Annotated in this window: 28 protein-coding genes and 1 riboswitch; of the genes, 15 read left to right on the top strand and 13 right to left on the bottom strand. The window is 71.0% G+C overall.

The window, feature by feature from the left end; genetic code table 11:
* The first annotated feature begins 113 nt into the window (after positions 1-113).
* The 11 genes from ffh (at position 114) to EOW66_RS07060 (ending at position 7,680) form a co-directional block, all read left to right on the top strand.
* Positions 114-1,619: a signal recognition particle protein gene (ffh, locus tag EOW66_RS07010; protein WP_128155711.1), complete on the top strand. Its 1,506-nt coding sequence runs from the start codon at positions 114-116 to the stop codon at positions 1,617-1,619.
* Positions 1,616-2,155, top strand: a complete 540-nt coding sequence (locus EOW66_RS07015) for a GNAT family N-acetyltransferase (protein ID WP_128155712.1) — start codon at positions 1,616-1,618, stop codon at positions 2,153-2,155. The genes ffh and EOW66_RS07015 overlap by 4 nt, the downstream gene beginning before the upstream one ends.
* Complete coding sequence (locus EOW66_RS07020; protein WP_128155713.1) at positions 2,152-2,448, top strand: chorismate mutase; 297 nt, start codon at positions 2,152-2,154, stop codon at positions 2,446-2,448. Before EOW66_RS07015 ends, EOW66_RS07020 begins: the two co-directional genes overlap by 4 nt.
* Before the next feature lie 41 nt (positions 2,449-2,489).
* Positions 2,490-2,843, top strand: a complete 354-nt coding sequence (gene rpsP / locus EOW66_RS07025; RefSeq protein ID WP_113899889.1) for a 30S ribosomal protein S16 — start codon at positions 2,490-2,492, stop codon at positions 2,841-2,843.
* Positions 2,844-2,921: 78 nt separating this feature from the next.
* The gene (gene rimM, locus EOW66_RS07030; protein ID WP_128155714.1) at positions 2,922-3,431 is read left to right on the top strand and encodes a ribosome maturation factor RimM; all 510 of its coding nucleotides are present in this window, start codon (positions 2,922-2,924) and stop codon (positions 3,429-3,431) included.
* Positions 3,428-4,273: a hypothetical protein gene (locus EOW66_RS07035; RefSeq protein WP_128155715.1), complete on the top strand. Its 846-nt coding sequence runs from the start codon at positions 3,428-3,430 to the stop codon at positions 4,271-4,273. The genes rimM and EOW66_RS07035 overlap by 4 nt, the downstream gene beginning before the upstream one ends.
* Positions 4,270-5,208 carry a tRNA (guanosine(37)-N1)-methyltransferase TrmD gene (gene trmD, locus EOW66_RS07040; protein WP_239017526.1) on the top strand — a complete coding sequence of 313 codons (939 nt, stop codon included), beginning with the start codon at positions 4,270-4,272 and terminating at the stop codon, positions 5,206-5,208. Before EOW66_RS07035 ends, trmD begins: the two co-directional genes overlap by 4 nt.
* A 139-nt stretch (positions 5,209-5,347) precedes the next feature.
* Positions 5,348-5,767 carry a VOC family protein gene (locus tag EOW66_RS07045; protein WP_239017533.1) on the top strand — a complete coding sequence of 140 codons (420 nt, stop codon included), beginning with the start codon at positions 5,348-5,350 and terminating at the stop codon, positions 5,765-5,767.
* A 314-nt stretch (positions 5,768-6,081) separates the two neighbouring features.
* Positions 6,082-6,453 carry a 50S ribosomal protein L19 gene (gene rplS / locus EOW66_RS07050; RefSeq protein ID WP_113899894.1) on the top strand — a complete coding sequence of 124 codons (372 nt, stop codon included), beginning with the start codon at positions 6,082-6,084 and terminating at the stop codon, positions 6,451-6,453.
* A gap of 11 nt (positions 6,454-6,464) precedes the next feature.
* The gene (gene rpmE / locus EOW66_RS07055; protein WP_113899895.1) at positions 6,465-6,686 is read left to right on the top strand and encodes a 50S ribosomal protein L31; all 222 of its coding nucleotides are present in this window, start codon (positions 6,465-6,467) and stop codon (positions 6,684-6,686) included.
* Positions 6,687-6,870: 184 nt separating this feature from the next.
* Entirely contained in the window at positions 6,871-7,680 is an 810-nt protein-coding gene (locus tag EOW66_RS07060; protein ID WP_113899896.1) for a division plane positioning ATPase MipZ, read from the top strand.
* A gap of 2 nt (positions 7,681-7,682) precedes the next feature.
* Here EOW66_RS07060 and EOW66_RS20340 read toward each other — a convergent pair whose 3' ends face one another.
* The 3 genes from EOW66_RS20340 to EOW66_RS07070 form a co-directional block, all read right to left on the bottom strand.
* Positions 7,683-7,838, bottom strand: coding sequence for a hypothetical protein (locus EOW66_RS20340; RefSeq protein WP_164881053.1), 156 nt, complete (start codon positions 7,836-7,838; stop codon positions 7,683-7,685).
* Between the two features lie 101 nt (positions 7,839-7,939).
* Entirely contained in the window at positions 7,940-8,383 is a 444-nt protein-coding gene (gene aroQ, locus EOW66_RS07065) for a type II 3-dehydroquinate dehydratase (protein WP_128155717.1), read from the bottom strand.
* A gap of 74 nt (positions 8,384-8,457) precedes the next feature.
* A complete protein-coding gene (locus EOW66_RS07070) occupies positions 8,458-10,776 on the bottom strand; it encodes a Tex family protein (RefSeq protein ID WP_128155718.1) in 2,319 nt (772 codons plus the stop codon).
* A 119-nt stretch (positions 10,777-10,895) separates the two neighbouring features.
* On the opposite strand from EOW66_RS07070, the gene pepT reads away from it, so the two are divergent.
* Together pepT and EOW66_RS07080 are read left to right on the top strand one after the other, a co-directional pair.
* Positions 10,896-12,131, top strand: a complete 1,236-nt coding sequence (pepT, locus tag EOW66_RS07075; protein ID WP_128155719.1) for a peptidase T — start codon at positions 10,896-10,898, stop codon at positions 12,129-12,131.
* 11 nt (positions 12,132-12,142) lie between these two features.
* Positions 12,143-12,841, top strand: coding sequence for a fumarylacetoacetate hydrolase family protein (locus EOW66_RS07080; RefSeq protein WP_128155720.1), 699 nt, complete (start codon positions 12,143-12,145; stop codon positions 12,839-12,841).
* A 2-nt stretch (positions 12,842-12,843) separates the two neighbouring features.
* On the opposite strand, the gene EOW66_RS07085 is transcribed toward EOW66_RS07080, so the two are convergent.
* Positions 12,844-13,848 carry a YeiH family protein gene (locus tag EOW66_RS07085; protein WP_128155721.1) on the bottom strand — a complete coding sequence of 335 codons (1,005 nt, stop codon included), beginning with the start codon at positions 13,846-13,848 and terminating at the stop codon, positions 12,844-12,846.
* 100 nt (positions 13,849-13,948) lie between these two features.
* On the opposite strand from EOW66_RS07085, the gene EOW66_RS07090 reads away from it, so the two are divergent.
* Positions 13,949-14,809, top strand: coding sequence for a LysR substrate-binding domain-containing protein (locus tag EOW66_RS07090; RefSeq protein ID WP_128155722.1), 861 nt, complete (start codon positions 13,949-13,951; stop codon positions 14,807-14,809).
* On the opposite strand, the gene cobF is transcribed toward EOW66_RS07090, so the two are convergent.
* The 7 genes from cobF to cbiE form a co-directional block, all read right to left on the bottom strand.
* On the bottom strand, positions 14,806-15,558 hold the full coding sequence (gene cobF, locus EOW66_RS07095; RefSeq protein ID WP_128155723.1) for a precorrin-6A synthase (deacetylating): 753 nt from the start codon (positions 15,556-15,558) through the stop codon (positions 14,806-14,808). The two genes, EOW66_RS07090 and cobF, sit on opposite strands and share 4 nt — an antisense overlap.
* A 45-nt stretch (positions 15,559-15,603) precedes the next feature.
* Positions 15,604-16,269 (bottom strand): energy-coupling factor ABC transporter permease, encoded by a 666-nt coding sequence (locus EOW66_RS07100; protein WP_128155724.1) that lies wholly within the window; start codon positions 16,267-16,269, stop codon positions 15,604-15,606.
* Between the two features lie 30 nt (positions 16,270-16,299).
* Positions 16,300-16,515: riboswitch (cobalamin riboswitch) on the bottom strand.
* A gap of 19 nt (positions 16,516-16,534) precedes the next feature.
* Positions 16,535-17,284 (bottom strand): uroporphyrinogen-III C-methyltransferase, encoded by a 750-nt coding sequence (gene cobA / locus EOW66_RS07105; protein WP_128155725.1) that lies wholly within the window; start codon positions 17,282-17,284, stop codon positions 16,535-16,537.
* Positions 17,281-18,603, bottom strand: a complete 1,323-nt coding sequence (locus tag EOW66_RS07110) for a cobyrinate a,c-diamide synthase (RefSeq protein ID WP_128155726.1) — start codon at positions 18,601-18,603, stop codon at positions 17,281-17,283. The genes cobA and EOW66_RS07110 overlap by 4 nt, the downstream gene beginning before the upstream one ends.
* Positions 18,604-18,623: 20 nt before the next feature.
* Positions 18,624-19,406 (bottom strand): precorrin-4 C(11)-methyltransferase, encoded by a 783-nt coding sequence (cobM, locus tag EOW66_RS07115; protein WP_128155727.1) that lies wholly within the window; start codon positions 19,404-19,406, stop codon positions 18,624-18,626.
* A complete protein-coding gene (locus EOW66_RS07120; RefSeq protein WP_128155728.1) occupies positions 19,403-19,750 on the bottom strand; it encodes a cobalamin biosynthesis protein in 348 nt (115 codons plus the stop codon). Before EOW66_RS07120 ends, cobM begins: the two co-directional genes overlap by 4 nt.
* A complete protein-coding gene (gene cbiE / locus EOW66_RS07125; protein WP_128155729.1) occupies positions 19,747-20,937 on the bottom strand; it encodes a precorrin-6y C5,15-methyltransferase (decarboxylating) subunit CbiE in 1,191 nt (396 codons plus the stop codon). The genes EOW66_RS07120 and cbiE overlap by 4 nt, the downstream gene beginning before the upstream one ends.
* Between cbiE and EOW66_RS07130 the strand changes: the two genes are divergently transcribed.
* Entirely contained in the window at positions 20,936-21,691 is a 756-nt protein-coding gene (locus EOW66_RS07130; protein WP_128155730.1) for a cobalt-precorrin-6A reductase, read from the top strand. The two genes, cbiE and EOW66_RS07130, sit on opposite strands and share 2 nt — an antisense overlap.
* Here the strand turns inward: EOW66_RS07130 and cobJ are convergent.
* Together cobJ and EOW66_RS07140 are read right to left on the bottom strand one after the other, a co-directional pair.
* On the bottom strand, positions 21,664-22,401 hold the full coding sequence (gene cobJ, locus EOW66_RS07135; protein WP_128155731.1) for a precorrin-3B C(17)-methyltransferase: 738 nt from the start codon (positions 22,399-22,401) through the stop codon (positions 21,664-21,666). The genes EOW66_RS07130 and cobJ overlap by 28 nt on opposite strands.
* Entirely contained in the window at positions 22,398-23,135 is a 738-nt protein-coding gene (locus EOW66_RS07140) for a precorrin-2 C(20)-methyltransferase (RefSeq protein ID WP_128155732.1), read from the bottom strand. The genes cobJ and EOW66_RS07140 overlap by 4 nt, the downstream gene beginning before the upstream one ends.

Genomic DNA, 23,135 nt, shown 5'->3' on the forward strand with positions numbered 1-23,135 from the left:
AGATCCCTCCGGTCCCCGCATGAGGCGGGGATCGCCACCAGTCAGCGCGTTGCGCCCACTGGTGCGCTTTACGTTTGTCGTGCCGGTTCGCCGGTGCCCCGATGGAGATGGCCATGTTCGAGAATCTCTCCGAGCGCCTTGGCGGCGTCTTCGAGCGCCTGACGAAACAGGGTGCGCTTTCGGCCGACGACGTGCGCACAGCGCTGCGCGAGGTCCGCACCGCGCTGCTCGAGGCCGACGTGTCGCTGCCGGTGGTGCGCGACTTCGTCAAACGCGTCGAGGGCAAGGCCACCGGCGCGTCGGTGACGAAATCGGTCACCCCCGGCCAGCAGGTGGTGAAGATCGTCCATGACGAGCTGATCGCGATGCTTGCGGGCGAGGGCCCGGCCGACGCGCTGAAGATCGACAACCCGCCCGCGCCGATCCTGATGGTCGGCCTGCAGGGCTCGGGCAAGACCACCACCACGGCAAAGCTCGCCCGCCGCCTGAAGGAGCGCGAGAAGAAGCGCGTGCTGATGGCGTCGCTCGACATCTACCGCCCGGCGGCAATGGAGCAGCTGGCGATTCTCGGCACCCAGATCGGCGTCGACACGCTGCCGATCGTGGCCGGCGAAAACGCCGTGCAGATCGCCAGGCGCGCCAAGCAGCAGGCGACGCTCGGCGGCTATGACGTCTACCTGCTCGACACCGCGGGCCGGTTGCACATCGACGAAGTGCTGATGGACGAGGTTGCACAGGTCCGCGATGCGGTTTCCCCGCGCGAGACCCTCCTTGTCGTCGACGGCCTCACCGGCCAGGTCGCGGTCGAGGTGGCGCAGGAATTCGAGGACAAGGTCGGCATCTCCGGCGTCGTTCTGACCCGGATGGACGGCGACGGCCGCGGCGGTGCGGCACTCAGCATGCGCGCGGTCACCGGCAAGCCCATTCGCTTCGTCGGCCTCGGCGAGAAGATGGACGCGCTCGAGACCTTCGAGGCCGAGCGCATCGCCGGCCGCATCCTTGGCATGGGCGACATCGTCGCGCTCGTCGAGAAGGCCCAGGAGGTCTTCGAGAAGGAGCAGGCCGAACGCATGATGAAGCGGTTCCAGAAGGGCCTCTTCAACATGAACGACATGAAGTCCCAGCTCGAGCAGATGCTGAAGATGGGCGGCATGCAGGGCGTGATGCAGATGATGCCGGGCATGGGCAAGATGGCGAAGCAGGCCGAGGAGGCCGGTTTCTCCGACCGCGCCATCCGCCGCCAGATCGCGCTGATCAGCGCCATGACCAAGCAGGAACGCGCTCATCCCGAAATGCTGCAGGCCAGCCGCAAGAAGCGCATCGCCGCCGGCGCCGGCCTTGACGTGGCCGAGCTGAACCGGCTGCTGAAGATGCACCGGCAGATGGCCGACACGATGAAGAAGCTCGGCAAGATGGGCAAGGGCGGCATGCTGAAGCAGGCGATGGCCGCGATGCAGGGCAAGATGGGCGGGCTGCCCGACGCCGGCGACATGGACCCGGCGAAGATGGAAGAGGCGGCGAAGGCGCTTGGCCAGATGAAGGGCCTGCCGTCGATGCCGGGGCTTGGCGGCATGGGCCTGCCGGGCGGTCTGTCCGGGCTGATGGGCAAGAAGAAATGACGATCCTGCTCGACATCCCGGTGATCGAGACCGACCGTCTGGTGCTGCGCGCACCGGGCACGGACGACCTGCCGGCGATGTATGATTTCTACGCCTCCGAGCGCTCGCGCTTCGTCGGCGGCCCGTGCTCGCGCGAGCAGGCGTGGCGCTCGCTCGCGATGGAGATCGGGCACTGGGCGCTGCGCGGCTATGGCCGCTGGAGCGTGGTCGAGAAGGCGAGCGGCGAGATCGTCGGCATGGCCGGCATCTTCAACCCCGAAGGCTGGTTCGGCCCGGAAATCGGCTGGGACCTCTACGAGGGCTTCGAGGGCCGCGGCTATGCGACCGAGGCCGGCCGCGCCGCCCGCGCCTATGCCTATGACACCCTCGGGATGTCGAGCGTGGTCAGCCTGACGCGGCTGGCGAACGAACAGTCGGCGCGCGTGGCGCAGCGCCTTGGCGCGGTGCTCGAGGGCACCTTCCAGCACGAGCGCCACGGCATGATGAACGTCTGGCGCCACCCCTCGGCCGCCCAGCTGAAGGAGATGGCCGCATGACCGATGCCGTCACCCGCGCCGCCGAGCTCTTGAAGGAGCATCGCGCCTCGATCGACCGGCTCGACGCGATCCTCGTCTTCACGCTGGCCGAGCGGTTCAAGCACACGCAATCGGTGGGCCGGCTCAAGGCCGAGCACGCGCTGCCCCCCGCCGATCCCGCGCGCGAGGCGCAGCAGATCGCGCGGCTCGAAATGCTGGCGAAGGAGGCCGATCTCGACCCCGAATTCGCCAAGAAGTTCCTGAACTTCGTGATCTCGGAAGTGATCCGGCATCACGAGCAATTGCAGAAATGACGGGCATCTGCCCGCACCCAGCCATCTGAAGGAGATACCCCATGGCTATGAAGATCCGGCTCGCCCGCGGCGGCTCGAAGAAGCGTCCGCACTACGCGATCGTCGCCACCGACTCGCGCATGCCGCGCGACGGCCGCTTCCTCGAGAAGCTCGGCACCTATAACCCGCTGCTCGCCAAGGACAGCGAAGACCGCGTCAAGATGGACATGGAGCGCGTGCAGTACTGGCTCGCCCAGGGCGCCCAGCCGACCGACCGCGTCGCCCGCTTCCTGGAAGCCGCCGGCGTCGTCGCGAAGACCGAGCGCAAGAACATGAAGAAGGCCGAGCCCGGCGACAAGGCGAAGAAACGCGCCGAGGAGAAGGCCGCCAAGGCCGCCGCTCCGGCCGAAGAATAATCTGGCCCAAGGCCCGATTTCGGCTAAGACAGGCGGGCCGGGCAGGGATGCCCGGCCCGTTGCACAAGGAGGCCCCCGATGACGAAAGAGGATCGCGTCTGCGTCGGCGCCATCGCCGGAGCCTTCGGCGTGAAGGGCGAGGCGCGGCTGAAAAGCTTTTGCTCGACCCCCGAGGACATCGCCACCTACGGGCCGCTCTGGCTCGAGGATGGCGCGCGCAGCTTCACGGTGACGCTGACGCGCCCGGTGACGGGCGGGATGGGCGCGCGGCTGACCGGTCTTGCGACCAAGGAAGAGATCGATGCGCTGAAGGGCGCGACGCTCTGGGCCGACCGCGACCGCCTGCCCTCGCTGCCCGATGACGAGTTCTACCACACCGACCTGATCGGCCTGCCGGTCTTCGACGCGGGCGGGGTGCAGATCGGCAAGGTCCGCGCGGTGCAGAACTTCGGCGCCGGCGACATCCTCGAGATCTTCGCGCCCGGCCGCAAGACGACGCTGATGCTGCCCTTCACCCGCGCCGTGGTGCCCACCGTCGATCTCAAGGCCGGACGGATCATCGCCGACCCGCCCGAGGAACTCGAATGACGCTGCAACGGGTGATCATCCACCCGGGCTTTCACAAGACCGGCACCTCGAGCGTGCAGCGCGCGCTGCGCACGTGCCGGGCCGATCTGGCCCCCCTCTGGCAGATCGGGCTCGAGGAGGATTTCCCGGATGCCGCCGCGGCCGCGCGCGCCTATTCACTGCGCCGCGACCCGCTCGATCTGGGCCTGTTCCAGCAGGCGCTGGCCGACTGGATCGAGACGCTGGAGCTTGCCGGGACCGAGGGGCTGCTGCTCAGCTGCGAGTCGCTGATGGGCGAGATCCCGGGCCCACCCGGCGGTGCCCGCGACTATTCCGCCGGCCCCGATCTGGCGGTGGCGCTGGTCGAGGTGCTGCGCGCGGCCTTTGGCTCAAACATCGCGGTGACGCTGCACCTGTCCACCCGCGACAGCGCCGACTGGCTTGAAAGCCTGCACTGGCAGCTGGTGCGCGGCGGGCTGGTCGACGAGCGCTTCGGCGCCTTCGCGCGGCGGATGCGCGGCCATACCGACCTTGGCGCGCAGGCCCGTGCCATCGCCGCGGCCGTCGCGGCCGTGCCGGTGCAGATCGCGCCGCTTGAGGAGATGACCGGCCCAGAGGGGCCGCTTGGCCCGCTTCTCGACCTGATGGGCTGGCCCGCGGCGCAGCGGCAGGCGTTTCAGGCGATGCCGCGGGTGAACGCCCGCCCGCCGCACGTCGACCGGCTGCACCTTGCCAATCGCTTCGCCCGGATTAACCGCAGGGTTGAAGGGCGCGAGGCAGCGAAGGCCGTCAAGCAACGGATGATGGCCCGGATCTGGGCCCGCGCGCGCCGCACCCGCGCGCCGAACGAGGAACAAGCATGAGCACCGACACCGGCTCCGACGAGAACGCCCCCGAAGCGGCCCCAGAGCCCCCGCCCGCGCCCCGCCGCGTCGGCAAGGGCGCCGAGAAATACTCGACGAGCTACCTCGCCGAGGCCGAGGTGCCGGCGGATGCCCCCACCCGCGCGCTCGGCCGGCGTCATGTCGTCACCTCGCTCGCCGGTGGCAAGCTGCGGCCGCGCGACCTGATGGAGGAGGTGAACGAGCCCGCCGCCGGCTGGCGCGCGAAGATCGTCACCCTCTTCCCCGAGGCCTTCCCGGGCGTTCTGGGCCTCAGCCTGACCGGCAAGGCGATGACCGAGGGGCTGTGGTCGATCGAGACCATCGACCTGCGCCCCTTCGGCCTTGGCAAGCACCGCAACGTCGACGACACCCCCGCGGGCGGCGGCGCCGGCATGGTGCTGCGCGCCGATGTGGTGGCGGCAGCGCTTGATACCGCGGCCGCGGGCACGCCCGCCGACCGCGAAAGATGGCCGGTGATCTTCATGAGCCCGCGCGGCAAGCCCTTCACCCAGGCCGACGCGCGCCGCTTTGCCGCCGCCGAGGGGATGACCATCCTGTGCGGCCGCTTCGAGGGCGTCGACGAGCGGGTGCTGGAGCATTACGCGATCGAGGAGGTCTCGATCGGCGATTTCGTCCTCACCGGCGGCGAGCTGGCGGCGCAGGTGATCCTCGACGCGATCGTGCGGCTGCGCCCGGGGGTTCTGGGCAATGCCGAGAGCGCGGTCGAGGAAAGCCATTCGAACGGGCTGCTGGAGCATCCGCAATACACCCGCCCTGCCGAATGGGAGGGCCGTGCGATCCCCGAGGTGCTGACCTCGGGCAATCACAAGAAGATCGCCGAATGGCGGCGCACGATGAGCGAGGCGCTGACCAGGGAGCGGCGGCCCGACCTGTGGGAGAAGTTCGGCAAGTGATGCCACACGGCGCGCGCGGGACAGGCCGCGCGGGGGCTCTGCCCCGCCGAGGCAATGCCTCGGCCCCCCGAGGTATTTGGGGCAAGATGAATGGGGGGCGTGCGCGCCCGATTTCCAGGGGGAGGACAACATGAGCCCCATTCGATTGCATCGTGGCCGGCTTTTCGATCACGTCCAGCTTGTGGTCCGCGACCTTGCGGCGAGTGCGGAGTTCTACAGGGCCGTTCTCGCCGAACTCGGGATCGCCGTGACCGACACCGGCAATGGCTGCTTCTTCGCAGACGAGCTGGTGGTATCGGCGCTCGACAGCCCGACCGCCTCGGGCGTGCTGACCGGGCGCCAGCACCTGGCCTTTCAGGCCCGAGACCGCGCCACCGTCGACGCCTTCCACCGCGCTGCCCTCGCCCATGGCGGGCGCGACAACGGCGCCCCCGGCCTGCGGCCCTACCATCCCGAATATTATGCGGCCTTCGTTCTCGATCCCGATGGCAACAACATCGAGGCGGTGTATCAGGGACAGGCCCGGCGCAGCGCGGCATCTGTGGTGATCGAAGTCTGACGCCGCGGCCCTGTGCGGCGGGCCTCGGATGGGAAGAGGCCATCGCCCTCCCCCACTTCCCCCTTGATCCGTTGGCCGTTTGACCGTATGACGCGCCGTCCGGACCGGAATCGGCTCTCGGACCCTTTGCCCGTTGCCTGTGACCGTCTGCTTCGGCGTTCACATGGGGCACGCGCGGGGAAGGACAGCAAAAGACGAACGATCCTCCGGCGGGCGCCCCTTCCCAGATGAAGGCCAGCGGACCCGAGTGAAGACCGGAGCTCTCGGGCGGCGACATCTTTGCGGGCTTACCGCAAGCAACGAAAGGACATGCGATGAACCTGATCGCGCAACTCGAGGCGGAACAGATCGCCGCCCTCGGCAAGACCATTCCGGATTTCAAGGCCGGCGACACCGTTCGCGTCGGCTTCAAGGTGACCGAAGGCACCCGCACCCGTGTGCAGATGTATGAAGGCGTCTGCATCGCGCGCAAGGGCGGTTCGACCCTCGCCGCCTCGTTCACCGTGCGCAAGATCTCCTTCGGCGAAGGCGTCGAGCGCGTGTTCCCGCTCTATTCGACCAACATCGACTCGATCGAGGTCGTCCGTCGTGGCCGTGTGCGTCGTGCGAAGCTCTACTACCTGCGTGACCGTCGCGGCAAATCGGCCCGTATCGCCGAAGACACCACCTACAAAGCCAAGGCCTGAGGAGCGGACCGATGAAATCCGAAATCCATCCCGAATACCACTTCATCACCGTCAAGATGACCGACGGCACCGAGTATCAGACCCGGTCGACCTGGGGCAAGGAAGGCGAAGTCATGTCGCTCGACATCGACCCGACCTCGCACCCGGCCTGGACCGGCGGCAATGCCCGTCTGATGGACACCGGCGGCCGCGTGTCGAAGTTCAAGAACAAGTACGCCGGCCTGGGCTTCTGAGCCCCGCCGCTTGCGGAAACCGGAAAGGGCGCCCCTCGGGCGCCCTTTTTCGTGGCCAGTGCCGGGCAGCAGCGCCACGCCCCGGCACATTCGCCAACATCCCCTTGCGCCAGGACGGAACCTTGGTTAGCCCGAATCTGACCATCAGCGCCCTGCCAGGCGCGTCAGAACCCGGGGGAAGAACGTGGCGCATATCATTGTGACCGGAAACGAGAAGGGCGGTTCCGGCAAGTCGACCACCTGCATGCATGTCGCCACGGCGCTGTGCCGGATGGGACACCGGGTCGGGGCACTCGATCTCGACATCCGCCAGCGCAGCTTCGGCCGCTATGTCGAGAACCGCCGCGCCTTCCTCGCCCGCGAGGGGCTCGATCTGCCCACCCCCGAATATCGCGACCTGCCCGAGGCCGAATCCGAAAGCCTTGCGCCGGGCGAGAACCCCTATGACCACCGCCTCGCGGCCGCAGTGGCCGAGCTGGAACCCGAGTGCGACTTCATCCTGATCGACTGCCCCGGCTCGCACACCCGGCTGAGCCAGGTGGCGCATTCGCTCGCCGACACGCTGATCACGCCGCTCAACGACAGCTTCATCGACTTCGACCTGCTGGCGCGGATCGACCCCGAGACCTCGAAGGTTCTCGGCCCCTCGATCTATTCGGAAATGGTCTGGTCGGCGCGGCAGCTGCGCGCGCGCGCCGGGCTGAAGCCGATCGACTGGATCGTGCTGCGCAACCGCGTCGGCGCCCAGCAGATGCACAACAAGCGCAAGGTCGGCGCGGCGCTCGAACAGCTGTCGAAGCGCATCGGCTTCCGCGTGGCTCCGGGCTTTTCCGAGCGCGTGATCTTCCGCGAGCTGTTCCCGCGCGGGCTTACCCTGCTTGATCTGCGCGACCTCGGGGTCGAGAACCTGAACATCTCGAACGTGGCGGCGCGGCAGGAGTTGCGCGAGCTGATGAAGGAGCTGCGGCTGCCCGGCGTCGAGGTCGACTTCTGAGCTCAGGCCGAGAGGCGGCCCGGACGGAACGGCGAGACCGGGGCGTGATGGGCGAGCTTGCGATGGCTTTGCCGGCCCAGCGCACACAGCCGCGCCTCGAGGATCGCATCGGCCTCGTCCTCGCGGAAGAGGCCGAAGAGTTTCATCAGGCTGCGCATCGTTCCGTCCTCCCGCCGTCAGGGATGTCCGAAGACAGGCTTGCGCCGGATTGCGGCCAAATCTTGACCCGACGGCGGAGTTCCGAAGGCGTCCGGCGGGCTTAGCGCCGCCCCAGAAGCGTGCAGATCCGCCGCGTGGCAAGCGCATAGCCCTCGATCCCGAGCCCCGCGATCACACCATCGGCGCGCAGCGAGACATAGGAGTGATGGCGGAAGGCCTCGCGCTTGTGCACGTTCGAGATATGCACCTCGATCACCGGCCCCTCATAGGCGTTCAGCGCGTCGAGCAGCGCGACCGAGGTGTGGGTCCAGGCGGCCGGATTGATCACGATGCCCGCCGCGGCATGGCGCGCCTCGTGCACCCAGTCGATCATCTCGCCCTCGTGGTTGGTCTGACGCAGCACCACCTTGAGCCCGCGCGTTCCCGCCTCGGCGGCGCACAGCGCCTCGACATCGGCGAGCGTCTCGCGGCCGTAGATCTGCGGCTCGCGCTGGCCGAGCAGGTTCAGGTTCGGCCCGTTCAGGATGAAGATCGTGTCGCTCATGCTTGCCTCCGTGGCCGTGCGCCGGCCCTGCCCCGTTCTGCGCCGGGACAGGGCCGCTTGCCAAGCCCCGCCGTTCAGCGCCGCTTCATCGCGTCCAGAAGCGCAGCCCCGAAAGCGCCGGTCGCGGCACCCGAGTTGCCCTTCGGCCCGGCGCTCATCGGCGCTTTCGGGCCCCGCCCCTTCGGCGCGCCCTGCGGCCCGCGCGCGGCGCGTTCCTCGCTCGCCGAGGCGCCGCCGTCCTTGCGCATGGTCAGCCCGATGCGCTTGCGCGCCACGTCGACCTCGGTCACCCGCACCCGCACCACGTCGCCCGCCTTCACCACCTCATGCGGGTCCTTCACGAAACGGTCGGCAAGCTGGCTGATGTGAACGAGCCCGTCCTGATGCACGCCGATGTCGACGAAGGCGCCAAAGGCCGCGACGTTGGTCACCGTGCCCTCGAGCTGCATCCCCGGCTTCAGGTCCTTGATGTCCTCGACACCGTCGGCGAAGGTCGCGGTGACGAAGCTCGGTCGCGGGTCGCGCCCGGGTTTTTCCAGCTCGCTCAGGATGTCGCGCACCGTGGGCAGGCCGAACCGCGCATCGACGAAATCGGCCGCGTTCAGCCGCTTCAGCGCGGCGCTATCGGCCATCAGGGTGCGGATGTCGCGGCCGCAGGCGGTCACGATCCGGCGCGCCACGTCATAGGCCTCGGGGTGCACCGCCGAGGCGTCGAGCGGTTCGTCGCCCTCGCGGATGCGCAGGAAGCCCGCGCATTGCTCGAAGGCGCGCGGCCCGAGGCGGCTGACCTTCAGCAGTTCCTTGCGCGAGCGGAAGGCGCCATTCTCGTCGCGATGCGCGACGATCGCCTCGGCCAGCCCCGGCCCGAGCCCCGAGACATGGGCCAGCAGCGGCGCCGAGGCGGTGTTCAGATCGACGCCCACGGCGTTCACCGCATCCTCGACCACGCCCTCGAGCGCACGGCCGAGCTTCGACTGGTCGACGTCGTGCTGATATTGCCCGACGCCGATCGACTTCGGCTCGATCTTCACCAGCTCGGCCAGCGGGTCCTGCAGCCGCCGCGCGATCGAAACCGCGCCGCGCAGGCTGACATCGAGCCCGGGGAATTCGCGCGCCGCAAGCTCCGAGGCGGAATAGACCGAGGCGCCGGCCTCGGACACCACCACCTTCACCGGCGCCGTCACGCCCGCGGGCAGCAGCTTCAGCGTGTCGGCGACCAGCCGCTCGGTCTCGCGGCTGGCGGTGCCGTTGCCGATCGCGATCAGCGCGACCCCATGCGCCGAGACCAGCCGCAGGATCGCCGCCTGCGCGCCGCGCACACCGTTCTTCGGCTGGAACGGATAGAACGTGTCGGTGGCCACAAGCTTGCCGGTGGCATCAACGACCGCCGCCTTGACCCCGGTGCGGATGCCCGGGTCAAGACCGAGCGTCGCCTTCGAACCCGCGGGCGCCGCCAGCAGCAGATCCTTGAGGTTGCGCGAGAAGACGGCGATCGCCTCTTCCTGCGCCCGGCCGCGCATCTCGGCGGTCAGATCGAGCATCATCGACAGCGACAGCTTCACCCGCCAGGTCCAGCCCGCCACCGTGCGCAGCCAGACATCGCCGGGCGCCTGCGTGCGCGCATCGAGCACCGCGCCGACCATGGCGACGGCACGTTCCGCGCCGGCCTCGTCGGGCCCGATGTCGAGCGTCACCACCCCCTCGTTCGAGGCGCGCAGCAGCGCCAGCGCGCGGTGGCTCGGGATCGTCGCCCAATCCTCGGCATGGTCGAAGTAATCCGAGAATTTCGCGCCCTTCTCCTCCTGCCCGGCGACGACCTTCGCCGTCACCTTCGCCTCGCGGGCGAGGAAGCTGCGCAGCTCGCCCAGAAGGGTCGCGTTCTCGACCAGCCCCTCGGCGACGATCTCGCGCGCCCCGGTCAGCGCGTCCTTCACCGTCGGCACCGCCTCGGTCACGAAGCCCTGCGCCAGCGCCTCGGGATCGGCACGGCGATCGGCAAGGATGCCCTCGGCGAGGGGCGCAAGCCCGTTTTCGCGCGCGATCATCGCCTTGGTGCGGCGCTTCGGCTTGTAGGGCAGATAGATGTCCTCGAGCTCGGCCTTGGTGCCGGCGCCGGCCAGCGCGCGGGCGAGATCGTCGGTCATCTTGCCCTGCTCGGTGATGCTCGAGACGATGGCGGCGCGGCGGGCCTCCATCTCGCGCAGATAGATCAGCCGGTCGGCGAGCTTGCGCAGCTGCGTGTCATCAAGCCCGCCGGTCACTTCCTTGCGGTAGCGGGCAACGAAGGGCACCGTCGCGCCGCCGTCCAGAAGCTCCGTCGCGGCGCGCACCTGCTCGGGGCGGGCGTCGATTTCGGCTGCGATGGTGCGGGCGATGCGGGCGGCTGTGTCCATGCTCTCCTCCGGGGTTTGGAGCGCCTTTCTAGCCCTGCGCCGGGCCGTCGCCAAGGGCGGGTTTGGCTTGACAGCGGCGCGCCGCCGGGTCCTGATCCGGGCCGAAAAGGAGATCCGCGATGACCCAGTTCGAGCGTGATGTGGAAGAGCGGCTGGTCCGCTATACCTCGGTCGACACGCAAAGCGACGAAAATTCAGCGACGCAGCCGAGCACGGCGATCCAGCTCGATCTGGCGCGGATGCTGGCCGCGGAACTGGCCGCGATCGGTGCGGCCGAGGTGACGGTGACCGGGTATGGCGCGGTGCTGGCGACGGTGCCGGCGACCGCCGGGGGGCCGGTGATCGGGCTGCTCGCCCATATGGACACCGCGCCCGCCTACAACGCGACCGGGGTGAAGCCGCGGGTGATCCGCGACTATGCCGGCGGGCCGATCACCTTCCCCGACGCCCCCGATCTGGTGCTGAGCCCCGAGGCCGCGCCCTATCTGGCCACGAAGACCGGCGATGACATCATCACCGCCTCGGGCCTCACGCTCCTTGGCGCCGACGACAAGGCCGGGGTGAGCGTGGTGATGACGCTCGCTGCGCATCTGCTCGCCCATCCCGAGATCGCGCATCCGAAGCTGCGCATCGCCTTCACCCCGGACGAGGAGATCGGCCACGGCGTCGATCCGCGCCTGCCCGCCGATCTGGGCGTCGATTTCGCCTATACGCTCGACGGCGGCGCGCTTGGCGAGGTCGAGCACGAGACCTTCTCGGCCGATGGCGCCAAGGTGAAGATCACCGGCGTCTCGACCCATACCGGCACGGCGCAGGGCAAGATGGTGAACGCGCTGCATCTGGCGGCGAAGCTGATCGAGCTGTTGCCGCAGGCGACCCAGACCCCCGAGGTGACGGCCGGGCGCGACGGCTTCTGGCATGTCTACGCGCTCACCGGCACCGCGGCCGAGGTCGAGCTGAGCATCATCTTGCGCGATTTCGAACTCGACGGTCTTGCCGCGCGCGGCGAGATGCTGCGCACCGCCTGCGCCGCCATCGCCGCGACCGAGCCGCGCGCGAAAGTCACCTGCGAGATCCGGCCGCAATATCGCAACATGCGCTACTGGCTCGAAAAGGACATGACGCCGGTGACGCTCGCCCATGCCGCCTGCCGCGCCGAGGGGATCGAGCCTGTCGCCCGCGCCATCCGCGGCGGCACCGACGGCTCGCGGCTGACCGAGATGGGCGTGCCCTGCCCCAATCTCTTCACCGGCATGCAGGAGATCCACGGCCCGCTCGAATGGGTCTCGGTGCAGGACATGGCGGCGGCGGTGCGGGTCTGCCTGCGGCTCGTGTCGCTGGCGGCACAGGCATGAAGGAGACAGACATGACCGATCTTCTGTTCGAGGCCCCGGCCCTTCCGACCCTGCCGGTCGCGGGCAGTGCCGCGCGCTATCCGGTGCGGCGCATCTTCTGCGTCGGCCGCAACTATGCCGAACACGCGAAGGAAATGGGCGCCGAGGTCGACCGCGAGTCGCCCGTCTATTTCACCAAGTCGGCCTTCGCGCTGGCGGCCTCGGGCAGCGCGCTGCCCTATCCGCCGGGAACGCAGGACCTGCACCACGAGGTCGAGCTGACCGTGGCGCTTGGCGCGCCGCTCTTCCGCGCAAGCGAGGCCGAGGCGGCGGCGGCGGTCTTCGGCTATGCCGTCGGGCTCGACATGACGCGGCGCGATCTGCAGGCGGCGGCGAAGGCAAAGCGCCATCCCTGGGACACCGGCAAGGATTTCGAGGGCTCGGCCATCGTCGCCGGGATCACCCCCGCCGCCACCTTCGGCGCGGTGGCGGATCAGCCGATCGCGCTCACTGTGAACGGCGCGCCGCGGCAGGGCTCGGGTCTGGGCGAGATGATCTGGTCGGTGCCGGCGCTGCTCGCGCATCTGTCGACGCTCTATCACCTCGGGCCGGGCGATCTGGTGATGACCGGCACGCCCTCGGGCGTGGGCGCGGTCGGGCCGGGCGATGTGCTTGAAGGCACGATCGCCGGGCTGGCCCCGGTGCGGCTGACGATCACCGCGCCGGAGTAAGATCACGCCACCAGCTGCACCAGCGCGAAGGCGAGGCCCGAGATGAAGACTGCCGCCATCGCGCCAAGCGCCAGCGGCCGCAGCCCGCGCGCCTTCAGCCGGCGGATGTCGGTTTCCAGCCCCATCGCCGCCAGCGCCACGGTGAGCAGGAAGGCCGTGCCCTTGGCAATCGCCGCATGCAGCGCGGGCGCGGGCGGCAGCACGGTGTTCAGCAGCACCACCGCGATGAAGCCGAAGACGAACCACGGCAGCGGCGGCCGCGCCGCGCCCTCGGCCCGCTCGCGCCGCAGCGCGCCCAGCGTCAGGATCAGGGGCGCAAGCAGCATCACCCGGCTCAGCTTGGCGATGGTGCCGAAATGCCCCGCCTCCTCGCCGCGGGCAAAGGCCGCCCCCACCACCTGCGCCACCTCATGGATCGAGGCGCCGGTCCACAGCCCATAGGCGCGCGGGCCAAGGTCGATCGCGGCGGCGAGCATCGGCGCGCCCAGCATGGCGAGCGTGCCGAAGACGGTGACGCAGGCGATGGCATAGGCGACATCCTCGTCATCGGCATTCGTCACCGTGTTCACCGCGATCACCGCCGAGGCGCCGCAGATCGAGCTGCCGGCGGCGATCAGCTCGGCGAGCGGCGCGGGCACGCCCAGAAGCCGGCCGAGCAGTTTCGTCACGGTGAAGGTGGCGACCAGCGTCACGGCGATGACCGCAAGGCCCGAGACACCGACCGAGGCCGCCTGCGTCAGCGTCAGCTGAAAGCCGAGCAGCACCACCCCCGCGCGCAACACGCGCTTGAGCGAGAAGGCGATGCCCGGTTGCAGCACGGCGATGGTGCCCACAGTATTGCGCCAGACGACGCCCAGGATCAGCGCGAGGACAAGCGGGCTGAGCGCGGCGATGCCAAGCACCGCCTGCCCCGCCATCGCGAGCAGCGCAAGGGCAAGGCAGAGCGCAAGGCCCGGGGCGACAAGGCGCGGGGGCAGCGCCGGGCGGGGAAGGACGAGAGAGGTCATGGCAGGAACTTTCGCTGGATGCCCCCTCATCGCCCGACGCATTCAACAATTCCAATTCATAATTCTGGTGGAATCGTTCGTTTTCACTTATGAATTGCGCATGACGCCCGAACAGCTCCGCATCTTCCTTGCCGTCGCCGACCGCGCCCATGTCACCCGCGCGGCCGAGGCGCTTGGCCTGACGCAATCGGCGGTCTCGGCGGCGCTTGCGACGCTCGAGCGCGCCCATGACGTGCAGCTTTTCGACCGGATCGGCCGGCGCATCGTGCTGACCGCCGAGGGCGCGGCCTTCGTGCCCGAAGCGCGGGCGGCGCTTGACCGGCTCGAGGCGGCGCGGGCGGTGCTCGACGATCTCGGCGCGCGGCCGCAGGGCATGCTGCGGATCTGGGCCAGCCAGACCGTTGCCAGCTACTGGCTGCCGGCGCTGCTGGTGCGGTTCCGCGCCACGCATCCGCAGGTGCGGCTGCGGCTCGATGTCGGCAACACCGCGCAGGTCGCGGAGGCGGTGCGCGCCGGGGCGGCTGATCTCGGCTTTGTCGAGGGGGCGGTGAGCGAGGGCGCGCTGCGCGCCCGCGCGGTGGCGCGCGACCGGCTGGTGCTGGTCGGCCCGGCAGGGCAGCCGCTGCCCGCCGGCGCGGCGCTGGCGCAGGCCCGCTGGATCCTGCGCGAGGAGGGCTCGGGCACGCGCTCGGTCGCCCTTGCCGCGCTCGGCCGGCTGGGCATCGACACGGCGGCGCTCGACGTGGTGCTGGAACTCCCCTCGAACGAGGCGGTGCTGGCCGCGGTGGCGGCGGGCGGCGGGATCTCGGCGCTGTCCGAACGGGTCCCGGCACATGCCACGGCCTCGGGCGCGGTCACGCTTGCCCCCCTGCCCGGCGCCGAGCGGCCCTTCACCGCGCTCAGCCACCCCGAGCGCCACCGCACCCGGGCGATGGCGGCGTTCCTCGAGCTTGCGGGTTAACTGCGGCGCAGCAGGTAGATGTCCATGATCCAGCCATGCGCGGCGCGCGCGGCGGCGCGGGTGGCAAGGATCTTTGGCCCCGCCTCGGCCAGCGGGCCCGCGTGCAGCACCTCTTCGGCCATGCCGACGAAGGCGCCCCACCAGATCGTCACCCCCTCGGGGGCAAGCGTGGTGAAGGCGCAGCCGCCGTCGAGCATCACCACCACCGTCTCGGCGCCCTCGGGCCAGCCCGCCTCGCGCAGCCGCCGCCCGGTGGTGAGCAGGACCGGCGCGCCGATCTCGTTGAGCGGGATCGCATGGGCGGCGCAGAGCGCCTGCACCGCGGTGATGCCGGGAATGACGCGGGTCGTCACCGGCAGCACGCGGGCCAGCCGCGCCGCGATGCGCAGCGTCGAATCGTACAGCGACGGGTCGCCCCAGACCAGCAACGCCACCCGCCCCTCGGGGCCGATCTGCGCGCGGATCTCGCGCTCCCAGGCGGCGGCGATGGCGTCATGCCAGTCGTCCACCCCCTGCCGGTAGGAGGGGTTTTCCGCCTCCCGCACCGGCAGGGCGAAGTCGACGACACGGGGCCCGGGCACGCGCAGATGGGTTTCGCACAGCGCGCGGCGCAGCCCGGCAAGGTCCGACTTCCCGGCGCCCTTGAGCGGGATCAGCACAAGGTCGGCCGCGTTCATCGCCTCGATCGCCTGCAGCGTCAGGTGCCCCGGGTTGCCGGTGCCGATGCCGATGAGGGTCAGTTCGATCATGCGTGTCATCTGCGGGCGGCAGGATACCCCGCCGCCCGCAGCTCCTCAGGCGTAAAGCCGCGGGGTGACGAGGGCCGAGCCGCGCAGCGCGTGGATGCGCTTCGCCACCGCCAGCACGCCAAGGTCGACGAGCGGCTCGACGAGGATCACCGTCATGTAGGCCACGCCGAAGGTCGCGACCTGCGAGACCGCGCCGAAGCCCTGACCATAGAAGGCCCAGAATGCGACCCAGGCGACGATGCCGCCCTGATAGGCGGTCGAGAGCGCGAGGGCCTGGGTATAGCGCAGTTCGACATAGGGCGTGCCGGGCGCGATCAGCCGCTTTGCCAGCAGCTGCAGACCGAAGAGCGGCACCAGCAGCGTGGTCACGTTCATCCCGTATTGCGGCAGGTCGAAAGGCGCGAAGAACAGCCCCTGGGTCAGCAGGCCAAGCGCCAGCCCGATCGCCGCCGGCGCCGCGCCGAGGATCAGGAACAGCGTCGAGCCGAGGATCAGGTGCACCTCGGACACGCCCACGGGCATGTGCGGCAGCACCTCGAAGAAGGTGAAGACGAGGGCGGTGGCGATCGCCGAACGGGCGATCAGCGACAGGGCGCCCTGCGCGCGGATCGCGTCGAAGGCGGTCTTCAGCGTGTAGGCGCCCGCGGTGGCAGCGGTGGCATAGCTCAGCACCAGCTTGGCGCCGGTGACGATACCGGGTTCGATATGCATGTCGGTCTCCTTGCCGTCACACCCGACGGCGGTTGAGGTTGCCTGCTGGCCGGTTTCCTGGCTCGCGGGTCGCAGCACCTCTTCGCCTTCCCGGGGAAGCCCCAGTGGCAATGTGAAGGGCGCTCGCCGCATACAGTCGCGGGGGCGGCCGGGGCTTCGGGCGCCGCAACTGGGTCCGCCCTTCCCCGTTCCCGATGAAGCCCGGCGCTTTGCGCGGGATGGGCACCATACAGGCGTTCAGGTAAACGCCAACGGCGCGCAGAGGTCAAGCGTCGCCGGTCTCTCCGGGCGGCAGGCCGAAGGGGGCGAGCGGGCCATAGAAGATCAGCGCCGGATGGTCGGTGCGGGCCCCCGCCAGCACCTCGGCCAGCTCCGCCACGGTCGCGCGCAGGAAGCTTTGCCCGGCCTGCCCCACCGCCTCGGCCAGCATCGCGGGGGTGTCGGCGGGCAGGCCCTGCGCGATCAGCCCGCGGGCAAGCTCGGGGAAGGTGCGCTTGCCCATGAAGACGACGGTGGTCACCGCCGGATCGGCAAGCGCCGCCCAGTTCAGCGTCTCGGGCAGGCCGCCGGTGACATCGGCGCCGGTGACGAATTGCAGCCGCCGCGCGGTCAGCCGCCGCGTGAGGGGAATGCCCGCATGCGCCGCCGCGGCACAGGCCGAGGGCACGCCCGGCACGATCTCGTAGGGGATGGCCGCGGCCAGAAGCGCACTGATCTCTTCCTCGAGCCGGCCGAAGAGGCCCGCGTCGCCCGACTTCAGCCGCACCACCCGCTTGCCCGCCTGCGCATGCTCGACCAGAAGCGCATTCACATGCTCCTGCTTCGCCGAGGGCCGGCCGGCGCGCTTACCCACCGCGATCCGCTCCGCCCCCGGCCCCGCATGATCCAGCACCGGGCCCGAGGCGAGGTCGTCGTAAAGCACGACATCGGCGCGCTTGAGCCGGTCGACCGCCTTGAGGGTGATCAGCTCGGGATCGCCCGGGCCGGAGGAAACGAAGGAGACGAAGCCGGTCATGCGCTGGCCTTTGCGATCAGGTGGAAGAAGGTGCCGGTGACGCGCCCGCCGCCCGGGGTGAGGCGCAGCGAGCCGGTCTCGGCCACCGCCGCGCCAGTGGCATCGGTGACCGCGGCAAGCGGCGCGTCGGGCTGGGCGAGGATCGTGGCATAATGGAACTCGTGCCCGCGCAGCCGGGTGCCGGGCGGGGCGAAGGGCGTGGGCGCCGCAAGCGTGGCGAGTCGGTATCCGAGATGCATCCGGCGTGTCGCGAAAGAGGTTTCGAGCCCGAGGAGCCCGGCCATAGGATAGCGCGCCCCGTCGGCCGCGACGAGCCCCGCGCCAAGCACCATGTAGCCGCCGCATTCGCCATGCACCGGGCGGGTTTCGGCAAAGGCGCGCAGCCCGGCGCGGAAGGTCTGGGCGGCAGCCAGCCGCGGCGCGTGCAGCTCGGGATAGCCGCCGGGCAGCCAGCAGGCATCGGCGCCCGGGTCCGGCGCCTCGTCGGCGAGCGGCGAGAACGGCACGATCGTCGCCCCGGCCGCGCGCCATTCGGCCAGAAGGTGCGGGTAGACGAAGGAAAATGCCGCGTCGCGAGCCAGCGCGATGCGCCCGCCCGGCGGGGCAAGGCGCGGCGCGGGTGTAGCGTCCATCGGCACGGCGGATGCCACCGCCTGCATCCGCTCAAGATCGCAGCAGCGCGCGATCACTGCCCCCGCCTCGGCCAGCAGCGCCTCGAGCTCGTGCGTCTCCTCGGCCTGCACAAGGCCCAGATGGCGCTCGGGCAGGCGGATGCCCGCGGCGCGCGGCAGCACGCCCAGCACCTCGATCGCCACCGCCTCGAGCCCGCGCCGGATCAGCGCCTCGTGCCGAGCCGAGGCGACGTTGTTCAGCACCACGCCGGCAAGCCGCACATCGGCGCGGTAGCGCGCAAAGCCAAGCGCCATCGCCGCAACCGATTGCGCCGCGCCCGAGGCATCGAGCACCAGCACCACGGGCCAGCCGGTCAGCGCCGCGATATCGGCCGAGGCGCCGATCCCCGCCTCGCCCGGCACCGCGACCCCGTCAAAAAGGCCCATCGAGCCCTCGGCAATCACCAGCGCCGCGTCATCAGACGCGGTGAGCGCGGCGATCTGCCCCGCGGTCATCGCCCAGCTATCGAGGTTGACCGAGGCGCGCCCGGCGGCGGCGGCGTGAAAGGCCGGGTCGATGTAATCGGGCCCGCATTTGAACGGCCGCACCGCGACGCCGCGCGCCCGCAACGCGGCAATCAGGCCGAGCGTCAGCGTGGTCTTGCCGGTGCCCGAGGCGGGCGCGGCGATCAGCAGCCCCCCCGTCATCCGCCCCCTCATCCGCCCCGTCATGCGCCGCTGTCCGGGAAGCGCGGCGCCGCACCGCGCGGGCGGAAGCGGCGATCATAATCCCCTGCGTAAAGCCGGCTCTCGTCGAAATCCTCGGCGCCGAGCGAGCGGCCGACGAGGATCAGCGCGGTGCGCTCGCCCTCCCCCACCGCCGGATCGAGCGTGCCAAGTGTGGCGCGCAGCACCCGCTCGTCGGGCCAGCTTGCCCGCCAGACCACCGCCACCGGGCAATCGGCGCCATAATGCGGCGTCAGCTCGGCGATCACGCGCGGCAGCACATGCACCGACAGGTGGATCGCCAGCACCGCCCCGGTCGCGGCGAAATTTGCCAGCGTCTCGCCCTCGGGCATCGCCGAGGCGCGCCCCGAGGTGCGGGTCAGCACCACCGATTGCGCAACGCCGGGCAGGGTCAGCTCGGCGCCGAGCGTCGCGGCGGCGGCGGCGAAAGCGGGCACGCCCGGGGTGACGTCATAGGGAATGCCGAGCGCGCGCAGCCGGCGCAGCTGCTCGCCCATCGCCGACCAGACCGACAGATCGCCCGAATGCAGCCGCGCCACGTCCTGCCCGGCGGCATGGGCGGCGGAAATCTCGTCGATGATCGCGTCAAGGCCGAGCGGCGCGGTGTTCACGATCCGCGCGCCGGGCGGGCAATGGGCGAGCAGCGCCTCGGGCACCAGACTGCCGGCATACAGGCAGACCGGCGCGGCGGCGATCAGGTCGCGCCCGCGCAGGGTAATGAGGTCGGCGGCGCCGGGGCCCGCGCCGATGAAATGGACGGTCATTCGGTCTCTCCTTCGGACAGGGCAAGGGCGACGGTCACGCCGCCCGGACAGATGCGGCGCGGCACGGCAAGGCGGGCGCCGGGGCCAGCGGCAACCAGCGCCGCCGCCTCGGCCACCGATCCGGTGCCATGCGCCGCCAGAATGCGCGGCGCGCGGGTGGGGGTGGGCACGCCCGCGACCTCGACCGCACGCACCGGCAGGCCAAGCGGCGCCACCGCCGCCCGCAACGCCGCGGCCTTCGCCGGCAGCGTCGCCAGCGCATCGAGCCGGCCCAGGGGGGCCAGCGCCGCCGTGATCTCCTCCGCCGTCGCGGCCGCGCGGAAGCCCACGCCCGCGGCCCTCATCGGGTGACACTCCACTGCACCACCGGGCGCGCCGGCTGCCAGCCGCGGCCCCGGCCAAGCGGTGCCGCCTGCGCGATCTCGACCCGCAGCAGTGACCCGCCATGGCGGGCGTGGCACGCGATCAGCAGCGCCTCGGTCTCGAGCGTGACGGCATTCGCGACGATCCGGGTGCCGGGGGAAAGCGCCTCCCACAGCGCCGCGAACAGTGCCTCGGAACCGCCGCCGCCGACGAAGACGGCCTCGGGCGCGGGCAGGCCGGCAAGCGCCGCGGGCGCGGCCCCTGCCACCGCCTGCATCCGCCCGCCAAGGCCGAACTCCGCGATATTGGCGCGGATGTTGTCGAGCCGGTCGGGCCGCGGCTCGATCGTGCAGGCGCGGCCACCGGCCAGACACCATTCGACCGAGACCGAGCCCGAACCGCCGCCGATGTCCCACAACAGCGCGCCCGGTCGGGGCGCGAGCGCGGCAAGGGTCAGCGCCCGCATCGGCGATTTGGTGATCTGCCCGTCATGGGCAAAGGCCGCCTCGGGCAGGCCCGGGCTGCGCGGCAGGCCGGCCTCCACCGGCAGCGCCGCGCCATCGAGCGCGACGGCCACCGGCGCCGCGATATCCTCAAGATCGAAGGCCTCGGCGCGGGCGCGGCGCAGCCGCTCGGCCGGGCCGCCCAGCCGTTCGAGCACGGTGATCTCCACCGCACCAAAGCCCGCATCGCCCAGCCAGCGCGCCAGCTCGGCCACCGCCGCGCCGTCGCGCAGCGTGGCGATGACCCACGCGCCGCGGCACAGCACCGGGCGCAGCCGCGCGAAGGGGGCGGCGTGCAGCGCAAGGCAGGTCGCCTCCTCCAGCCGCCATCCCATCCGCGCGGCAGCAAGGGAACAGACCCCCGCCACCGGCATCGCGCGCCACTCGCCGGGCGTCAGCGCCGCCGCCAGCACCGCCCCCGCGCCCGCCCAGAACGGATCGCCCGAGGCCAGAACCACCGTGCGCCGGCCGCGCAGGGCCAGCACCGGCGCGATGTCGAAGGGCACGGGCCAGGCCTGGCCGCGCGCCCCGGCGCCGACCAGATCGAGGTGCCGCGGCGCGCCGAAGATCACCTCGGCCGCGGCGAGTGCGGCACGGCTTGCATCCGGCAGCCCGGCAAGGCCATCTTCGCCAAGACCGACGATCAGCAGCCAGGGCTCAGCCATGACGCGCATCCTTCTTCTGGGAGGCACCACCGAGGCGAGCCGCATGGCCGCGGCGCTGGCCGCATCTGGCCTGCCTGCGCTCTTCTCCTATGCCGGGCGCACCGGGGCACCGGCGCCGCAGCCGCTGCCGACCCGGATCGGCGGCTTTGGCGGGGTGGCGGGGCTGGTGGCCTTCCTGCGCAGCGAAAACATCGGCGCGGTGATCGACGCCACCCACCCTTTCGCCGCACAGATGAGCCGCAACGCGCTCGCCGCCTGCGCCGAGACCGGCGTGCCGCTCGTCGCCCTTGAACGCGCGCCGTGGCGGGCGGAGCCGGGCGACCGCTGGACCTCCGTGCCCGACATCGCGGCCGCCGTCGCGGCGCTTCCCGAGGCGGGCGCGCGGGTGTTTCTGGCGATCGGCAAGCAGACGCTCGCCCCCTTCGCCGGAAAGCCCGGCAATCACTATCTGCTGCGCCTTGTCGACCCGCCCGAGGCGCCGCTGCCGCTGCCCGATGCCGAGGCGGTGATCGCCCGCGGCCCGTTCAGCGCCGAGGGTGACATGGCGCTGCTGCGCACCCATCGCATCACCCATGTCGTCGCGAAGAACGCCGGCGGCGCCGGGGCCGAGGCGAAGCTGATCGCGGCGCGCGCGCTTGGCCTTGGCGTCATCTTGATCGACCGCCCCGCCCTGCCGCCGCGCGAGGTCTGCGCCGATGTCGCCGGGGTGCGTGACTGGCTCGCCGCTCACGGCTTCCCCCCGCGCGGCGTATAGACCCAGCGACCGACCCGCCGCGTCGCGGCATTACCGACCAGCACCACGGTGCGCATGTCGGCCATCTCGGGCCGCGCCTCGGCCAGCGTCACGGTGCTGAGCGCCTCGTCGGGCGTGCTGACGGCGCGGGCGAAGGTGATCAGCCGGCCGGGCTCGCAGCCCGCGCGCAGGATCCCGAGCACACGCGCGAACCCCTCGGGCCGCGCCTTCGAGCGGGGGTTATAGAAGGCCATGGCGAAATCGCCGGCGATCGCAGCGCGCAGCCGGCGCTCGATCACCGCGAAGGGCTTCAGGTTGTCGCTCAGGTTGATCGCGCAGAAGTCGTGGCCAAGCGGCGCCCCCGCCCGCGCGGCGGCGGCGAGCATCGCGGTGATCCCGGGCAGGATGCGGATCTCGGTGCCCGCGTGCTCCGGCGCGGCCTCGAGCGCCTCGAAGAGCGCGGAGGCCATGGCGAAGACCCCGGGATCGCCCGAGGAGACGATCACCACCCGCCGCCCCTCGGCCGCCAGACGCAACGCAAGGGCGGCGCGGTCGAGCTCGACGCGGTTGTCGGAGGGATGGAGCGTCAGCCCGGCCCGCGGCGCGACCCGCGCGACATAAGGGATGTAGCCCACGACATCGGTCGCCGCGGCCAGCGCCGCGCTGACCTCGGGCGTCACCAGCGCTTCGGCCCCCGGCCCGAGCCCCGCAACCGCGATCCAGCCGCTCATGCCGCCGCCTCCGCCGCCGGCCGCCGGCCCTGGCCATGCACCAGCACGATCGCGAAATAGGGGCAGTCGGCGTCGTCGATCTCGCTCAGCCGAGCGATGCGCTCGCCGGGCATGGTGCCGCGTTCGACAAGCCAAGCCGCCTCGAGCCGCCCGGCCTGCGCCAGCGCGCGCTTCACCCGCGGCAGGTTGCGCCCGGTCTTCATGATGACGAGCGCATCGGCGCGCGCCATGTGCCCCGCGAGCTCGTCCTCGGGCAGGGTGCCCATCAGCACGGTCAGCACGTCGTCGCCCCAGGTGAAGGGCTCGCCCGTCGCGTTCCAGCAGCCGGTCATGCCGGTGATGCCCGGGATCACCTCGATCTCGACCTTGCCGCGCAGCCGGACGTAAAGGTGCATGAAGGAGCCGTAGAAGAACGGATCACCCTCGCAGGGGATGACGACATCGCCCGCCTGCGCGAGCGTGACCAGCCGCGCCGCCCAGCCGTCGTAGAAGGCGGCGAGAAGCGCGTTGTAGGCCGGGCTGTCGAAGGGGAGCTCGGTCGTCACCGGATATTCCATCGGGTGCTCCGTCACATCGGCGGGCAGCAGCCCCTCGACGATGCGTCGCGCCTGGCCCTGCCGGCCCTTCTTGCGGAAATAGGCGATCTGGCTTGCCCCGCGCAGCGCGCGGTCGGCCCGCACCGAGATCAGATCGGGGTCGCCGGGGCCGAGCCCCGCGCAGATGATGCGTCCCAT

Source organism: Paenirhodobacter huangdaonensis (assembly GCF_004022465.1).
Lineage (GTDB): Bacteria > Pseudomonadota > Alphaproteobacteria > Rhodobacterales > Rhodobacteraceae > Rhodobacter > Rhodobacter huangdaonensis.

Coding starts and splice junctions, on each gene's coding strand:
- ffh (WP_128155711.1), top strand. CDS start 114: ATGTTCGAGAATCTCTCCGAGCGCCTTGGCGGCGTCTTCGAGCGCCTG.
- EOW66_RS07015 (WP_128155712.1), top strand. CDS start 1,616: ATGACGATCCTGCTCGACATCCCGGTGATCGAGACCGACCGTCTGGTG.
- EOW66_RS07020 (WP_128155713.1), top strand. CDS start 2,152: ATGACCGATGCCGTCACCCGCGCCGCCGAGCTCTTGAAGGAGCATCGC.
- rpsP (WP_113899889.1), top strand. CDS start 2,490: ATGGCTATGAAGATCCGGCTCGCCCGCGGCGGCTCGAAGAAGCGTCCG.
- rimM (WP_128155714.1), top strand. CDS start 2,922: ATGACGAAAGAGGATCGCGTCTGCGTCGGCGCCATCGCCGGAGCCTTC.
- EOW66_RS07035 (WP_128155715.1), top strand. CDS start 3,428: ATGACGCTGCAACGGGTGATCATCCACCCGGGCTTTCACAAGACCGGC.
- trmD (WP_239017526.1), top strand. CDS start 4,270: ATGAGCACCGACACCGGCTCCGACGAGAACGCCCCCGAAGCGGCCCCA.
- rplS (WP_113899894.1), top strand. CDS start 6,082: ATGAACCTGATCGCGCAACTCGAGGCGGAACAGATCGCCGCCCTCGGC.
- rpmE (WP_113899895.1), top strand. CDS start 6,465: ATGAAATCCGAAATCCATCCCGAATACCACTTCATCACCGTCAAGATG.
- EOW66_RS20340 (WP_164881053.1), bottom strand. CDS start 7,838: ATGCGCAGCCTGATGAAACTCTTCGGCCTCTTCCGCGAGGACGAGGCC.
- aroQ (WP_128155717.1), bottom strand. CDS start 8,383: ATGAGCGACACGATCTTCATCCTGAACGGGCCGAACCTGAACCTGCTC.
- EOW66_RS07070 (WP_128155718.1), bottom strand. CDS start 10,776: ATGGACACAGCCGCCCGCATCGCCCGCACCATCGCAGCCGAAATCGAC.
- pepT (WP_128155719.1), top strand. CDS start 10,896: ATGACCCAGTTCGAGCGTGATGTGGAAGAGCGGCTGGTCCGCTATACC.
- EOW66_RS07080 (WP_128155720.1), top strand. CDS start 12,143: ATGACCGATCTTCTGTTCGAGGCCCCGGCCCTTCCGACCCTGCCGGTC.
- EOW66_RS07085 (WP_128155721.1), bottom strand. CDS start 13,848: ATGACCTCTCTCGTCCTTCCCCGCCCGGCGCTGCCCCCGCGCCTTGTC.
- EOW66_RS07090 (WP_128155722.1), top strand. CDS start 13,949: ATGACGCCCGAACAGCTCCGCATCTTCCTTGCCGTCGCCGACCGCGCC.
- cobF (WP_128155723.1), bottom strand. CDS start 15,558: ATGATCGAACTGACCCTCATCGGCATCGGCACCGGCAACCCGGGGCAC.
- EOW66_RS07100 (WP_128155724.1), bottom strand. CDS start 16,269: ATGCATATCGAACCCGGTATCGTCACCGGCGCCAAGCTGGTGCTGAGC.
- cobA (WP_128155725.1), bottom strand. CDS start 17,284: ATGACCGGCTTCGTCTCCTTCGTTTCCTCCGGCCCGGGCGATCCCGAG.
- EOW66_RS07110 (WP_128155726.1), bottom strand. CDS start 18,603: ATGACGGGGGGGCTGCTGATCGCCGCGCCCGCCTCGGGCACCGGCAAG.
- cobM (WP_128155727.1), bottom strand. CDS start 19,406: ATGACCGTCCATTTCATCGGCGCGGGCCCCGGCGCCGCCGACCTCATT.
- EOW66_RS07120 (WP_128155728.1), bottom strand. CDS start 19,750: ATGAGGGCCGCGGGCGTGGGCTTCCGCGCGGCCGCGACGGCGGAGGAG.
- EOW66_RS07130 (WP_128155730.1), top strand. CDS start 20,936: ATGACGCGCATCCTTCTTCTGGGAGGCACCACCGAGGCGAGCCGCATG.
- cbiE (WP_128155729.1), bottom strand. CDS start 20,937: ATGGCTGAGCCCTGGCTGCTGATCGTCGGTCTTGGCGAAGATGGCCTT.
- cobJ (WP_128155731.1), bottom strand. CDS start 22,401: ATGAGCGGCTGGATCGCGGTTGCGGGGCTCGGGCCGGGGGCCGAAGCG.
- EOW66_RS07140 (WP_128155732.1), bottom strand. CDS start 23,135: ATGGGACGCATCATCTGCGCGGGGCTCGGCCCCGGCGACCCCGATCTG.